General features: G+C 29.4%; 15 protein-coding genes. 12 read left to right on the top strand and 3 right to left on the bottom strand.

Annotation, left to right across the window (positions count from 1 at the left end; genetic code table 11):
* The first annotated feature begins 25 nt into the window (after positions 1-25).
* The 11 genes from AJ887_RS07670 to AJ887_RS07620 are packed head-to-tail and all read left to right on the top strand — an operon-like array spanning position 26 to position 10,886.
* A complete protein-coding gene (locus AJ887_RS07670; RefSeq protein ID WP_052858945.1) occupies positions 26-1,399 on the top strand; it encodes a M23 family metallopeptidase in 1,374 nt (457 codons plus the stop codon).
* Entirely contained in the window at positions 1,399-2,283 is an 885-nt protein-coding gene (lpxC, locus tag AJ887_RS07665; protein WP_002859351.1) for a UDP-3-O-acyl-N-acetylglucosamine deacetylase, read from the top strand. Before AJ887_RS07670 ends, lpxC begins: the two co-directional genes overlap by 1 nt.
* Before the next feature lie 38 nt (positions 2,284-2,321).
* A complete protein-coding gene (locus AJ887_RS07660; protein ID WP_032599159.1) occupies positions 2,322-2,723 on the top strand; it encodes a tRNA threonylcarbamoyladenosine biosynthesis protein TsaB in 402 nt (133 codons plus the stop codon).
* Positions 2,724-2,731: 8 nt separating this feature from the next.
* Positions 2,732-3,610 (top strand): homoserine kinase, encoded by an 879-nt coding sequence (gene thrB / locus AJ887_RS07655; RefSeq protein WP_002870409.1) that lies wholly within the window; start codon positions 2,732-2,734, stop codon positions 3,608-3,610.
* Between the two features lie 24 nt (positions 3,611-3,634).
* Entirely contained in the window at positions 3,635-3,892 is a 258-nt protein-coding gene (locus AJ887_RS07650) for a DUF448 domain-containing protein (RefSeq protein ID WP_002870410.1), read from the top strand.
* Positions 3,879-6,494, top strand: a complete 2,616-nt coding sequence (infB, locus tag AJ887_RS07645; protein ID WP_070240295.1) for a translation initiation factor IF-2 — start codon at positions 3,879-3,881, stop codon at positions 6,492-6,494. The genes AJ887_RS07650 and infB overlap by 14 nt, the downstream gene beginning before the upstream one ends.
* The gene (rbfA, locus tag AJ887_RS07640; protein ID WP_002778650.1) at positions 6,491-6,853 is read left to right on the top strand and encodes a 30S ribosome-binding factor RbfA; all 363 of its coding nucleotides are present in this window, start codon (positions 6,491-6,493) and stop codon (positions 6,851-6,853) included. The genes infB and rbfA overlap by 4 nt, the downstream gene beginning before the upstream one ends.
* The gene (gene rimP / locus AJ887_RS07635) at positions 6,843-7,265 is read left to right on the top strand and encodes a ribosome maturation factor RimP (protein WP_002859355.1); all 423 of its coding nucleotides are present in this window, start codon (positions 6,843-6,845) and stop codon (positions 7,263-7,265) included. The genes rbfA and rimP overlap by 11 nt, the downstream gene beginning before the upstream one ends.
* Before the next feature lie 56 nt (positions 7,266-7,321).
* Positions 7,322-7,609, top strand: coding sequence for a hypothetical protein (locus AJ887_RS07630; protein ID WP_070240297.1), 288 nt, complete (start codon positions 7,322-7,324; stop codon positions 7,607-7,609).
* Positions 7,610-7,621: 12 nt separating this feature from the next.
* Entirely contained in the window at positions 7,622-9,562 is a 1,941-nt protein-coding gene (locus AJ887_RS07625; protein WP_070240300.1) for an McrB family protein, read from the top strand.
* Positions 9,555-10,886, top strand: a complete 1,332-nt coding sequence (locus AJ887_RS07620; RefSeq protein ID WP_070240302.1) for an McrC family protein — start codon at positions 9,555-9,557, stop codon at positions 10,884-10,886. Before AJ887_RS07625 ends, AJ887_RS07620 begins: the two co-directional genes overlap by 8 nt.
* On the opposite strand, the gene AJ887_RS07615 is transcribed toward AJ887_RS07620, so the two are convergent.
* Genes AJ887_RS07615 through AJ887_RS07605 form a run of 3 tightly spaced genes read right to left on the bottom strand, consistent with a single transcriptional unit; the run spans position 10,875 to position 13,428 of the window.
* Positions 10,875-11,678 carry a metal ABC transporter permease gene (locus AJ887_RS07615; protein WP_070240304.1) on the bottom strand — a complete coding sequence of 268 codons (804 nt, stop codon included), beginning with the start codon at positions 11,676-11,678 and terminating at the stop codon, positions 10,875-10,877. The two genes, AJ887_RS07620 and AJ887_RS07615, sit on opposite strands and share 12 nt — an antisense overlap.
* A complete protein-coding gene (locus AJ887_RS07610; RefSeq protein ID WP_070240306.1) occupies positions 11,671-12,525 on the bottom strand; it encodes an ABC transporter ATP-binding protein in 855 nt (284 codons plus the stop codon). Before AJ887_RS07610 ends, AJ887_RS07615 begins: the two co-directional genes overlap by 8 nt.
* A 12-nt stretch (positions 12,526-12,537) precedes the next feature.
* A complete protein-coding gene (locus AJ887_RS07605; RefSeq protein WP_070240308.1) occupies positions 12,538-13,428 on the bottom strand; it encodes a metal ABC transporter solute-binding protein, Zn/Mn family in 891 nt (296 codons plus the stop codon).
* 236 nt (positions 13,429-13,664) lie between these two features.
* Here AJ887_RS07605 and AJ887_RS07600 point away from each other — a divergent pair.
* Positions 13,665-14,628, top strand: a 964-nt coding sequence (locus AJ887_RS07600; RefSeq protein ID WP_214283775.1) for a cache domain-containing protein, incomplete at its 3' end; no start/stop codon positions are given.

Genomic DNA, 14,628 nt, shown 5'->3' with positions numbered 1-14,628 from the left:
ACATCGAAAATTTTTAAGGAAGGTTATGGCAAAAAGAAAAGGCAAAACTTATTTATCTGTTTTAATTTTAGTTTTAATAGCAATTTTGATTTTTTTTATTTCAAGATTAAGTATTTTTGAAAAAAATCCTCCTCAAATTTTAATGCCAGATGTTGTATATACTGATCTTAAAAAACCTATTTTAGTGCATGTTAAAGATGATGAAAGTTCTATCAAAAATGTACAAATTATATTGCATAAAGACGACAATACTAGTGCAATGGTTATAGCAGATGAAAAGATTTCTAATTTAAAAGATATTACCTTACAAGTTGCTTTGCCAAAATTTGGTTACAAAGAAAATGTAAAATCTTTTGTTTTGGAGGTGATAGCTAAAGATTCTAGTTTTTGGAATTTTTTTAGTGGTAATGAAGCAAGAAAACAAATTGCGGTATTAGTAGATAATACGGCTCCAAAAATCAATATCATAAGCAATTCTTACCAAATCGAGCAAGGCGGTGCTGGGGCTGTTGTTTTCAAGGCTGATGATGCTAATTTAGATAAGGTATATATAGAGACAAATAAAGGTAAAATTTTTAAAGCTACGCCTTATATAAAACAAGGGTATTATGCAGCTTTAATTGCTTGGGATGCAAGAGATGAGGAATTTCGTGCATTTGTTATCGCTACGGATAAAGCGGGAAATATTTCAAAAGAACGTATAAGGTATTATTTTGTTAATCGTAAATATCGTGTTTCAAATATCAATCTAACGGATAAATTTTTAGATGGAAAGATTGAGAATTTAGCAAATCAATACGCTCCAAAAGATAATAATTTCAATCGTTATGAAAAATTTAAGTTTGTCAATGAAACTTTAAGAAATAGTAATGAAAAACTTATCCATGAAATCACTTCAAAAGTACCTGAGGAAAAAATTGATAATTTTGATTTGAATTTATTTTTACCTCTTAAAAATGGTATGAAAGTAGCGGATTTTGCTGATCATAGGTATTATTCTTATAATGGGCAATTTGTGAGTGATTCTTATCATATGGGGCTTGATCTAGCAAGCGTAGCACAAGCTCCTATCATAAGTAATAACGCGGGCAAGGTTGTTTTTGCTGCTGAAAATGGGATTTACGGTTTAAATTTAATTGTTTATCATGGTTTTGGTGTTTATAGTCTTTACGGGCACTGTTCTTCTAAAAATGTTGATTTAGATGAAATGATTAATAAACAAAGTATTATAGGCAAAACAGGAACAAGTGGGTTAGCCTTAGGCGATCATTTGCATTTTGGAGTTTTGGTTCAAGGAGTTGAAACGCGTCCTGAACAATGGCAAGATAAAAAATGGATAGAAAATAATATTTACAATGTTTTAAATGATGGTAAAAAGATAATTTTAGGAAAAAATTAATGAAACAATTAACTTTAGCAAAAACTGTCAAAGGCGTAGGTATAGGACTTCATAAGGGTGAACCTATAGAAATTACTTTAGAGCCTTTAGAAGCAAATAGTGGTATAGTATTTTTTAGAAGCGATCTTAATGCAAGCTATAAGGCAAGTCCTGAAAATGTGATCAATACTCAAATGGCAACTGTTTTAGGAGATGATCGTGGATTTATTTCTACAATAGAGCATTTAATGAGTGCGATTAATGCTTATGGAATCGATAATGTACGCATAGTTTTAAATGCAAATGAAGCTCCTGTTATGGATGGATCAAGTATTAGTTTTTGTATGATGCTTGATGAAGCAGGGGTAAAAGAACTTGATGCGCCTAAAAAAATTATGGTAATTAAAAAGCCTATAGAAGTAAGAGATGGTAATAAATTTGTGCGTTTAACTCCTACTAAAGAACCCCGTATTAATTACACAATTAAATTTGACAATGCTGTTATAGGTGAACAAAGTTACAATTTTGAATTTAGCAAAAAAAATTATATAGAAAACATAGCAAGGGCTAGAACTTTTGGTTTTTTAAAAGATGTTCAAGCTCTTAGGAGTATGAATTTAGCACTAGGTGGAAGTTTAGAAAATACTATAGTGGTAGATGAAAATCGTATTTTAAATCCTGAGGGTTTGCGTTTCAAAGATGAGTTTGTAAGACATAAAATTTTAGATGCAATTGGAGATTTAACTTTACTTGGATATCGTGTTTTTGGAGATTATACTTCATATGCTGGGAGTCATCATTTAAATCATTTGCTTACTAAAGAAGTTTTAAAAGATAAAGATGCTTATGAAATTGTAAGCCTTGAAAAAACAACCCAAAAAGCTTATGAAAAGGTATTTGCATAAAAACCTCTCTTTTGCTTAATGCTTTATCTAAGCCTTTAATGATCGGAATTTATCAAGATGATGAACTTATAAAAACTTATAAAAGTGAAGAAAAAGCAAGCGAATTTTTACCAAAAATTTTAGATGAATTGCTTAAAGAATATGATTTTACAAGTTTAATTTATGCTAATGGTCCAGGTTCTTATATGGGGATTAAAATTTCTTATGTAAGTTTGAGTACTTTAAGTATAGTAAAAAATATTCCTTTATTTGCGGTGAGTGCTTTTGAATTAAATGGCTATAAACCCATAAGTGCAAATAAAAATTTTTGTTTTGTATATAAGGAAGGTGAAATTTGTTTAGAGCAAAATATCCCAGCAGAGTTTTTTTTACCAAAAAATTTACAAGAGCTTAAACTAAATAATGATAATCTTCCCTTTTATTTTTTAGATGCAATTTAGGATGAAATTTGAAAATTTTAGTTCCCGCTACGAGTGCGAATTTAGGGCCAGGTTTTGATTGTTTAGGACTTAGTTTAAAGCTTTTTAATGAAACTCAAATTCAAAAATCAGGTGTTTTTAGCATTAGTATTGGAGGTGAGGGCAGTGATAATATTTTTCTTAAAAAAAACAATATATTTGTAAATATTTTTTATGAAATTTATGAAAAACTAAGCGGAAAAAAAGATAATTTTCGTTTTATTTTTCAAAATAACATTCCTCTTTCAAGAGGGTTAGGAAGCTCTTCAGCTGTGATTGTTGGAGCTATTGCCAGTGCTTATTATATGAGTGGATTTAAGGTAGAAAAAGAACGTATTTTAGATGAAGCTTTAATTTACGAAAACCATCCAGATAATATCGCTCCAGCTACTCTTGGTGGTTTTGTGTGTTCTTTGGTTGAAAAAAATAAAGTTTATAGTATCAAAAAAGAGATTGATAAAGATTTAGCTGCTGTGGTTGTGATCCCAAATTTGGCAATGAGCACAGAACAATCACGCCAAGCTTTGGCCAAAAATTTAAGTTTTAATGATGCGGTTTTCAACCTTTCCCATGCTTCATTTTTAACCGCTTGTTTTTTGGAGAAAAAATATGAATTTTTAAAATTTGCAAGTCAAGATAAACTCCATGAAATCAATCGTATGAAAAACTTACCCGAGCTTTTTAAAGTGCAAAAATTTGCCTTAGAAAATAAAGCTTTAATGAGCACACTTTCAGGTTCGGGATCGAGCTTTTTTTCTTTAGCTTTTAAAGATGATGCTTTAGCTTTAGCAAAGAAAATGCAAACAAAATTTAAAGATTTTCGTGTGCAATATTTAGAATTTGATGATAATGGCTTTGAAATTTGCTAAAAAATATAAAAAAAAGATATAATTTTGAAAAAACATATACCAATTAGAATGTGCATAGTGTGTAAAAACCGCTTTGAGCAAAATATGTTATTTAGATTTAAAGTTGTTTTAGGAGATATTGTGCCTAAAGCAGAACATGGAAGAAGCGGATATTTATGTCAAAATTGTATTGAGAAAGAAGATAAAATCTTACAAAAAGCATTTTCTAAAATATGTAAAAATTTAAATACTAAAATTACTCAGCAAGGACTTAAGGAGATATTTTTAAATGGCAAAGATTAGAATTCATGAAATCGCAAAAGAATTAGGTTATGATAGTAAGGAAATTATTGAAAAGGCAAATGAATTAGGACTTGGAATTAAAACAGCATCAAATGCTGTAGAGCCTGAGATCGCAGCAGCTATTTATGAGTATATACAAACAAGAGAAATTCCAGAAGCTTTTAAGAAAAATATCAAAACTCCTACGGCAAAAAAGCCTAAAAAAGAAAATATAAAAGAACAAGAAAAGCTAAATGAATCTGAAAAAAAAGAAACTAAAAAAGAAGAAAAGCTTAAACAAGAAGTTAAAAAAGAAGAATTAAAAGTTGAAAAAGAAAATGCAAAAGAGGAAGAAAAACAAGAAATTATTGATACTCATAAGCCACAAAGCCTTGCTAGTGCAACTTTAGCCAAAAGACGCGGACTTGTCATTGTTAAAAAGAAAAAAGACGAAGAAGAAATTCAAGTTAAAAAAGAAGAAGTAAAAAATTCAAATGATATATCTATCAATAATGAAGAGCGCTTAAGTTTAAAAACTATGTTTTCAAATGCTGATGAGAGTTTAAAGAAAAAGAAAAAAGAAAAAAAATCTATTGCTGCGAGTAAAAAAGAAAGTACCGAAAAAATGAATTTTTTAGATGAACATGATTTTGGTGATATTTCTTTAGATGATGAAGATGAGGTAGTGTTACCTGATTTTAGTGTAAAAGAACAAGAAAAACCACAAAATATCAATAAAAAACAACCTAATTTTATAAGACAAGCTGTTGGAAATTCTGCGGGTTTTGGGCTTGAAGGTGGAATTCAAAGAAGAAGTCGCAAAAAACCACCTAAAAAGATTGAAAAAAAGGAAGTAGAAGAAGTAAGTAGTGTTTCTATTTCTAAAGAAATTCGTGTGTATGAATTCGCAGATAAGATAGGAAAAAGCACTAGTGAAGTGATTTCAAAACTTTTCATGCTTGGAATGATGACAACAAAAAATGATTTCTTAGATGAAGATGCGATTGAAATTTTGGCTGCTGAATTTGGTATAGAGATCAATATCATTAACGAGGCTGATGAGTTTGATTATGTAAAAGACTATGAAGAAGAGACTGATGAAAAAGATTTAGTGACTAGAGCACCTGTGATTACCATCATGGGGCATGTTGATCATGGTAAAACTTCTTTGTTAGATTATATCAGAAAATCACGCGTTGCAAGTGGAGAAGCAGGGGGTATTACCCAACACGTGGGTGCTTATATGGTAGAAAAAAACGGGCGTAAAATTACTTTTATCGATACTCCAGGTCACGAAGCTTTTACTGCTATGCGTGCAAGGGGTGCAAGTATCACTGATATTGTAATCATCGTTGTAGCCGCAGATGATGGGGTAAAACCACAAACCAAAGAAGCGATAAATCATGCTAAAGCAGCAGGTGTGCCTATTATTATCGCTATTAACAAAATGGATAAAGAAGCGGCAAATCCTGATATGGTAAAAACTCAACTCGCAGAAATGGAAATTATGCCAGTAGAATGGGGCGGATCTTATGAATTTGTAGGAGTTTCGGCTAAAACAGGAATGGGGATTGAAGATTTACTTGAGATCGTGCTTTTACAAGCTGATATTTTAGAACTTAAAGCCAATCCAAAAAGTTTTGCCAAAGCAAGCATTATAGAAAGTTCTGTGCAAAAAGGGCGTGGTGCGGTAGCTACTATTATCGTGCAAAATGGAACACTTACTGTAGGAAGTACTGTGGTTGCAGGCGAGGCTTATGGAAAAGTGCGTGCGATGAGCGATGATCAAGGTAAAGCTTTAAAAGAAATCAAACCAGGTGAATGTGGGGTTATCGTAGGACTTAGTGAAGTAGCAGATGCAGGTGAAATTTTAATCGCAGTAAAAACCGATAAAGAAGCAAGAGAATACGCTAATAAACGCCACGAATACAATCGCCAAAAAGAACTTAGTAAATCTACTAAAGTTAGCATTGATGAGCTTGGAGCTAAGATTAAAGAAGGTAATCTAAAAGCCTTACCTGTTATTTTAAAAGCTGATGTGCAAGGATCTTTAGAAGCTTTAAAAGCAAGTTTAGAAAAACTTAGAAATGATGAGATTAAAGTGAATATCATTCATAGCGGGGTAGGAGGAATCACGCAAAGTGATATAGAGCTTGCAAGTGCGAGTGAAAATTCTATAGTACTAGGTTTTAACATACGCCCAACAGGGGAAGTTAAAGAGCGTGCTAAAGATAAAGGTGTAGAAATTAAAACTTATAATGTGATTTATAATCTACTTGATGATGTAAAAGCTTTGCTTGGTGGTATGATGAGTCCGATTATTTCTGAAGAGCAATTAGGACAAGCAGAGATTAGACAAGTGATCAATGTACCAAAAATCGGACAAATCGCAGGTTGTATGGTAACTGAAGGGGTGATTAACCGTGGAGCCAAAATTCGCCTTATCCGTGATGGAGTTGTGGTTTATGAAGGAAATGTAAGCTCGCTTAAACGCTTTAAAGATGATGCTAAAGAAGTGGCAAAAGGCTATGAGTGTGGCGTAGGTATAGAAGGGTGTGATGATATGAGAGTGGGTGATTATATAGAAAGCTATAAAGAAGTACAGGAACAAGCAAGTCTATGAACCCAAGTGAGATTAAAAAACTACGCACTGAAAGTATCTTAAAAGAGCTGATCCCTGAAGCTTTAGCAAATTTAGATGATGAAAATTTGAAAAATCTTTGTGTGGTTGATGTGGAATGTAAAAAGGGTAGATATGATGCTTTTGTGTATCTTGATAAGATGTTTTTTAATGTTCATGAGCAAGAAAAAATTTTATCTTCTTTAAAAAAGGCAAGTAGAGCTTTGCAAAATTACTGCATGAGTGAGCAGGGTTGGTATAGGTGTCCGAATTTTCATTTTAAATTTGATGATAGACTTGAGTATCAAAACCATATGGATGCACTTTTTGAAAAAATAAAAAAGGACAAAAATGAATCTTGAAGCCCTTTGCAAAGAAGCAGAACTTAGCTTTTATGATGATGAGCTAGTAAGTGAAAATGGTAGAAAAATTTATCGAATTTATGTACAAAAAGAAGGTGGGGTAAATCTTGATGATTGTGCAAGGCTTAGTGAAATTTTATCGCCTATTTTTGATGTAGAGCCACCTGTAAATGGGGAGTATTTTTTAGAAGTATCTTCACCAGGACTTGAAAGAAAACTGAGTAAGATAGAACACTTTGCTAAAAGTATAGGTGAACTTGTGAAGATCACAACCAATGAAAAAGAAAAAATCGAAGCAAAAATCATTGCTGTAGATGATGAAAATATCACTTTAGAAAATTTAGAAAATAAAGAAAAAACTACTATAAATTTTAATGATATAAAAAAAGCTAGAACCTTCATACAATGGTAAAAATTTAGATTTTTTTTATATAATTAAAATAAAAACAAAAAATCAAAAGGCATGCAATGTTAGAAAATAAATGTGATTGGAAAATAAGTAAGGCAGATCAAAATGGTAATGTGTATTATTATTTTCCAAAAGATGAAGATGAATTTAAAGAAGCAGTTGTAAAAAATGGCGGTATGAGTGTGTATGTTTATCAAGATGATAAGTTAATAGATGAATTTCATACAAAGAGTCAAGGCTATAAATGGACTTCACCCGTTTTTACCTATTTAAGAACTATGAATAAAAATGGGGAAAGATTTTATAGATATTATAAAAATTGTAAATTTTTTGCAGTTGTGGATTAAGGGGAAAATAGTATGAATATTGTTGAATTTCGCTTTTCAAATGAAAATAAAATACAAGCACAAATAGAAAACTCAAACGAAAAAATTTTTAGAATATTTTTGGAAAAAAGATTAAAGATTGTTAATCAATATATCAAAGCCACAAAAGATATAGTTAAAGAATGCAAAAGATTAAATATTGTTAATAGAGATGATTTTGATATATTTCAAATAAATTCTATGGAAGTTTTAATAAATTTGTTATTTGAATTGAAAAATGGGCTATTGCAAGAATATGATATTAAGAGCGGAAAAGGCTGCCCACATGCTTGTATTAAATCTCATTATTTGGAATTTGTAAAATATGTTAATGCCTATAAAAATTATGTTTCAAAAGATATGGTTAAGTATTTGAAAACAAGAGGCGGTGAGAAAGAATTTAAAGTAGAAATAAAAAATCAAAAGATAGAAATTATTGCTAGTATTAATAATATTAGAAAATACTCTTCGAATAGATTTTTGGAATATAGTGTTTTAGGTAAAAATGAAGATGAGTCAAGTTATGCTAAACCATTATTTGAAGATATATTAAGCAGCTCAAATCTTAGTGTAATTAAGCAAAGTGAAAATGAAAGAATTTACAAAGAACAATATTTTGAAAATGAAAAAACACCAAGTGAAAACCAAAATCTACCTTTAAATCAAATTCTTTATGGGTCTCCGGGTACAGGAAAAACTTATTACACTATAGATAAAGCTTTGGAAATTTTTGGCGAAAATTTAGAAAGTAGAGATGAGAAAAAAGCAAAATTTGATGAGTATGTAAGAAAGGGACAAATAGTTTTTACTACTTTTCATCAAAGCTATGGATATGAAGAATTTGTAGAAGGTATAAAGCCTCGTATAGATAGCAAAGAAAATTATAAAGAAATAGAATACGAAATAAAAGATGGAATTTTTAAAGAATTTTGCGAGAGAGCTCTTGATACAAAACAGAAATTTAACTTTGTTCAGATTAAGGATAATTTTTTAAATCATTGTAGAGAAAAAAAATCAATAATATATAAAAATAAAGAATATAAATTTGAAGAACCAAATAATTTAATTACTGGAAATTTAAAAATCCATATTAATTATATCAGGGATATGATAGAGCAGATTGGTTTGTCTTATGGTAATTTATCTGATACTGAAATAGAAGGATATATAAGGTCGAAAATTGATAGCGGTGATAATATTATAAAGAATTATAAGATTATTTTGGATTATTTTTATTATAAATATATCAATTTTTCTTTTGTATTTGTTATAGATGAAATCAATCGTGGTAATGTGAGTAAGATTTTTGGTGAGCTTATAACCTTGATAGAGCCTAGCAAAAGGATAGGCGCAAAAGAAGAGTTAAAAGTAAAATTGCCTTATAGTAAAAAAGAATTTGGAGTGCCTAAAAATGTTTATATCATAGGCACTATGAATACAGCCGATAGAAGCATAACTTCTCTTGATACAGCTTTGCGAAGAAGATTTGAATTTATTGAGATGATGCCTGATGTGAGCAAATTATCTATGGATTGCGAAGGTATTAATTTACAAGAATTATTAAAAGCTATAAACACTCGTATAGAATATTTACTAGATAGAGAAAAAACCATAGGTCATGCATTTTTTGTAAGTGTTGAAAATTTAAATGATTTAAAAAGTATTTTTCAAAACAAAATTATCCCGCTTTTGCAAGAGTATTTTTATAATGATTATGCTTTGATTAATGCGGTTTTAAATGATAATGGTATGATTTTTGAAGATAAAAAAGATGATAAATATCTTCAAAAAATAAAAAATCTAGATAGTGTTAATAGCGAGAGAAATATTTATAATATTGCTTCATTTGATGATAAAATTTGGGATAAAATAGAAATATATCAAGCAATTTATAATGATGAAATAGCAAATAAATTAAAAAACGAAAATGAATAGCACTTTTTCCATCATCGAACACCAAGCTTTTTCTAAAGAAGATTTAAAAGAAATTTTCAAAGAAAAGGCCGAAGGGTTTTATAAAGAGCTAGAAGATTTTGCAAAAAATAATGAAAATCTTCTAGGCTTTAAAAATAAAAATACCTTAAAAGCTAAAAATTATGTCGGCATTATACAGACTAAAAGTGGGGTTTTGGAGATCTTGCCAAAATGCACGAATTTAGATAGCTATAAAAAAGAAGATAGCTCTTCAAATCACGATAAAGAAAAACTAAAAAGATACTATGAATTAGACAATATTTCTAAAAATAATGATTTTTATGAAAAAGATTTTAAATTTAATCCTAAAAATCTTTTGATAAATATGCTAAAAACCTTAAAAAACTCCCCCTTTAAAAAATCGCAAATTTCATCTTTGCAAAGTTCTAAAATTCCTTTATTTGAAGTGTTTATCACTATGTTTTTAGATGAATTTGATAGCGTGCATAAAAAAGGCTTGATGAGATCTTATCTAAGTTGCGAAGAAAATAGGGTTTTTTTGAAGGGAAAATTACTATTTAACGAACATATCAAGCAAAATTTGATACACAAAGAAAGATTTTTTACAAGCAATGATGAGTTTGTTTTAGATATAGCACCCAATCGTTTGATAAAATCAACGCTAAATTTTTTAAAATCCAAAACAAGTTTGAATAAATTTAGACTTATAAAAGCCATGCAAATGCTTGATGAGGTAGAATTTTCTAAAAATTATGAAAAAGATTTTAGTTATAAAATTTCAAGACATTTTGATTATTATGAAAACTTGCTTTTGTGGTGTAAAATTTTCTTAAAAAATGAAAGTTTTATGCCTTATCATGGTAAAAATGAAGCTTTTGCTTTGCTTTTTCCTATGGAGAAAATTTTTGAAGATTATGTAGCTTATATGCTAAAAAAAGTAAATCCAACTCAAGATATTAAAGTTCAAAACAATGGAAAGTATTTAATCTCAAAAAATGATGAAAATTGTTTCATGTTAAAGCCTGATTTATATATAGAAAATAAAACGATCCTAGATACCAAATGGAAAATTCCAAATGATAGTGAAGATGAGAAAAAACAGGGTATAGCACAAAGCGATTTGTATCAAATGTTTGCTTATGCTTGCAAATTTAAAATTTATGATATTAAACTTGTGTATCCTTTATGTGAAAAAACTCAAGATTTACAAAGAAAAATCGCAGAAAAATTTTTTGTTTTTAAGGCAAGCGAACATTTGTATTTTAAAGAACAAGGGCAAAAAGATATAAAAGTGCAAGTGTTATTCGCACCTTTACCTTTTTAAAAATTTTCCTATCAAATGCACTAAAAAACCAAAACAAGCTACAGCTATGATGCAAGCACCGCTTGAGAGATTAAGATAATAGCTAAGTATAAGTCCTAAAACACAAAAAATCATACTTAAAAAACTTGCCAAAATCATGATAAAGCCAAGTCTTTTAGTGAAATTTTCAGCAATAAAGCTTGGGATACTAAGTAAAGCCATAACCAAAATAAGCCCTACAAGGCGTATAGAAATAACTATACATAAAGCCATAAGGGCGATTAAAAGATAATGAAAAAAACTTGTATTGATACCACGAACTTTTGCAAATTCCGCATCAAAGCTTAATGCTTCAAATTGTCTATAAAATAAAAAGATCAAAAGTACTACCACGCTATCAACCAAAGCCATAAGCCATAAATCTTGCGTTCCTACAGCCAAAATGCTCCCAAAAAGATAAGCCATTAAATCTGTGTTATAATTAGGGCTTAAATCGATTAAAATAATCCCAACAGCCATTCCAAAAGCCCAAATTACAGCGATAATACTATCGCTTCTGTGTTCATAGTGTTTAGCTAAAAAAGCTACTAAAAAAGCCAAAAATAAAGTAAATATTCCCGTGCTTAATAAAATAGGTAAAGAGAAATAAAAAGCTATACCTATACCACCAAAAGCCCCATGTGTTATACCTCCAGCCATAGAAAAAAGGCGATTTATCATCACCAAAGTGCCTATGATCCCACAAGTTATACTGACTAAAATCGCTCCTAATAAAGCGTTTTGAAAAAAGGTGAAATTTAAAATTTCAAGCATTATTTTCCTTTGAAAATTTTAAACAAAAATTTTCTTTTTTAAATTCTGTTTTTTTCAAATTTCTTCTTGTAAATTCTTGTTCGCATAGTTTTTTACTATCGCAATTTTCTTCATCGCAAAAACAAGTATTTAAACTCATTTCTACATCACAAAAATGAGAGTGGTTTTCGTATAAATGTTTTAAAAATGAACTTTTTTCTTTTTCTTTAGTGTTGGTATGCAAGAAAAGTTCTTTATTTAAATGTGCAATTTTATCGCTATAAGCTAATACAAGGTTGATATCGTGACAAATGAGTAAAATTCCCATACCTTTTTGGTGCAAGGAGCTTAGAAGTTCAAAAATTTGTATAGCAGATTTGTTATCAACGCTTGCGGTAGGTTCATCTAAAATAAGCATCTTACATTCACTAGCTAAGGCTCTTGCAATAAAAACACGTTGTCTTTGTCCTCCGCTTAGAGAATCAATTGTTTTGTTACAAAATTTTTCCATCCCTACGCTTTTTAAAGCTTGCATTGCTTTTTCTTTATCTTTTTTCCCATAAAAACCAAAAATTTTTTTACTTACAAGTCCCATAAGAACGATTTCAAGTACTCTTGGACAAAAATTAGGATTGGCTAGAGTGTGTTGAGGAACATAGCCTATTTCTTTTCTTTGAAGAGCTTTGAAATGGATTTTATTTTTGGATTTTAAAAGTCCTAAGATAAGTTTTACGAGTGTTGATTTTCCTGCACCATTTGGACCTATGATAGAGAGAAAATCTTTATTGTCATAGCTAAGATTGATGTTTTTTAAGATGATTTCATTATCATAAGCGTAGTTTAGATTAGAAATTTCAAAAAAAAGCATCAAAAAACCTGATTATAAATTATGAGAAAAGGCATCAGCAGTTTTTAAAAGCTCATTTTCCCAATCATAAGATAAATGATCTATTTTGTAAATTTTTGCATCACATTCTTTAGCAAGTGTTTTTGCTGCATTTTCAGGGAAACCATTTTGAACAAAAATGACTTTTAAATTTTTATCTTTCATTAGAGTGATAAGTTTTTGCAAATCTTTGCTTTTTGGCTCCTTGCCTAAAATTTCTACAGGAATTTGTATAAGATTATAGCGTTTTGCAAAATATGTCCAAGAAGGATGATAAACTACAAATTCTCTATTTTTTAATTTTTCTAATTTTGAGGCAATTTGTAAATTTAAACTATCTAATTCTGCTAAAAATTTATCTAAATTTTGTTTATATAAATTTTTATTTTGTGGATATTTTTGAATCAAGGTGTCATAAATATTTAAAGCCATAGTTTGGACCAAAATAGGATCTAGCCAAGTATGAGGATCAAAATGCTCATGTTCGTGGTGTTCATGCTCATGAGAGTGTTCGTGTGTATCATGAGTTTGAATCAAAGCTATGTTTTTTTGCATATTTACAACTTGAAGTTTTGGAAAATTTTGTTTAAATTTATCCGTAAAAACTTTTTCAAATTCTAAGCCTATGGTGAAATAAATATCACTTTTTTCAAGTTTTTTCATAGCACTTGGTTTAAATTCAAAATTATGCTCATTGCTATTTGAGGGCAAAATAACATTGACATCTAGAGTATTTGCAGCTATTTTTTTAACAAAAAATGCTTGAGGTGCTATACTGACACTAACTAAATTGCTATTGTTATTTTGATCTTGTTCGAAGTTTTTAGCTTGTGTGAAAGTATAAAATATCCCTAAAGATAAGATAAATAATATAATTTTTTTCAAAATATTTCCTTCGATATAAATTTTTCTAAATTATAACGATATTAAGCTTAATACATAGAATTTTCGAAGCGATATTACTTTAAATAAAAATAATAAATATAAATTAATTTAATAAATATTAAATTAATTTTTTATAACTTTTAAATTTAAGTAAAAATTTAAATTTTTTAATTTATAATTATAAAACTTTATGTAGATATCCCTATAAAATAATATTAGAAAGGAGCGCTTAAATTATGAAAAGCGTAAAATTGAAGGTTTCACTGATTGCAAATTTAATCGCAGTAGTGTGTTTGATAATTTTAGGTGTTGTAACATTTATATTTGTAAAGCAAGCAATTTTTCATGAAGTTGTGAATGCTGAAATAAATTATGTTAAAACGGCTAAAAATTCTATGGAGTCTTTTAAGGCAAGAAATTCTTTAACTCTTGAAAGTTTGGCTAAAAGTATTTTAAAGCATCCTGTAGAACAGTTAGATAGTCAAGATGCTTTAATGCATTATGTTGGAAAAGATTTAAAGAATTTTAGAGATGCTGGAAGATTCTTAGCAGTTTATATTGCTCAACCAAATGGCGAACTTGTTGTAAGTGATCCAGACTCTGATGCTAAAAATTTAGATTTTGGAACTTATGGAAAAGCTGATAATTATGATGCTAGAACAAGAGAATATTATATAGAAGCAGTTAAAACAAATAAACTTTATATCACCCCATCTTATATTGATGTAACTACAAATTTACCTTGCTTTACATATTCTATTCCACTTTATAAAGATGGTAAATTTATAGGAGTTTTGGCCGTAGATGTTCTTGCAGCAGATTTGCAAGCTGAATTTGAAAATTTACCAGGTAGAACTTTTGTATTTGATGAAGAAAATAAAGTATTTGTTTCTACAGACAAAGCTCTTTTACAACAAGGTTATGATATTAGTGCAATTGCAAATCTTGCAAAAACCAAGAAAGATTTTGAACCTTTTGAGTATACTAGACCAAAAGATAATAGTGAAAGATTTGCTGTGTGTGCAAAAGTTTCTGGAATTTATACTGCTTGCGTTGGAGAGCCAATAGAACAAATAGAAGCTCCAGTTTATAAAATTGCATTTATACAAACTGTGATTGTTATTTTTACAAGTATTATTAGCGTCATCCTCCTTTATTTCATCGTATCAAAATATCTCTCTCCGCTTGCAGCTATCCAAA

The organism is Campylobacter sp. BCW_6466, assembly GCF_001762835.1.
Lineage (GTDB): Bacteria > Campylobacterota > Campylobacteria > Campylobacterales > Campylobacteraceae > Campylobacter_D > Campylobacter_D jejuni.
This window is presented reverse-complemented; position numbering and strand designations above follow the sequence as displayed.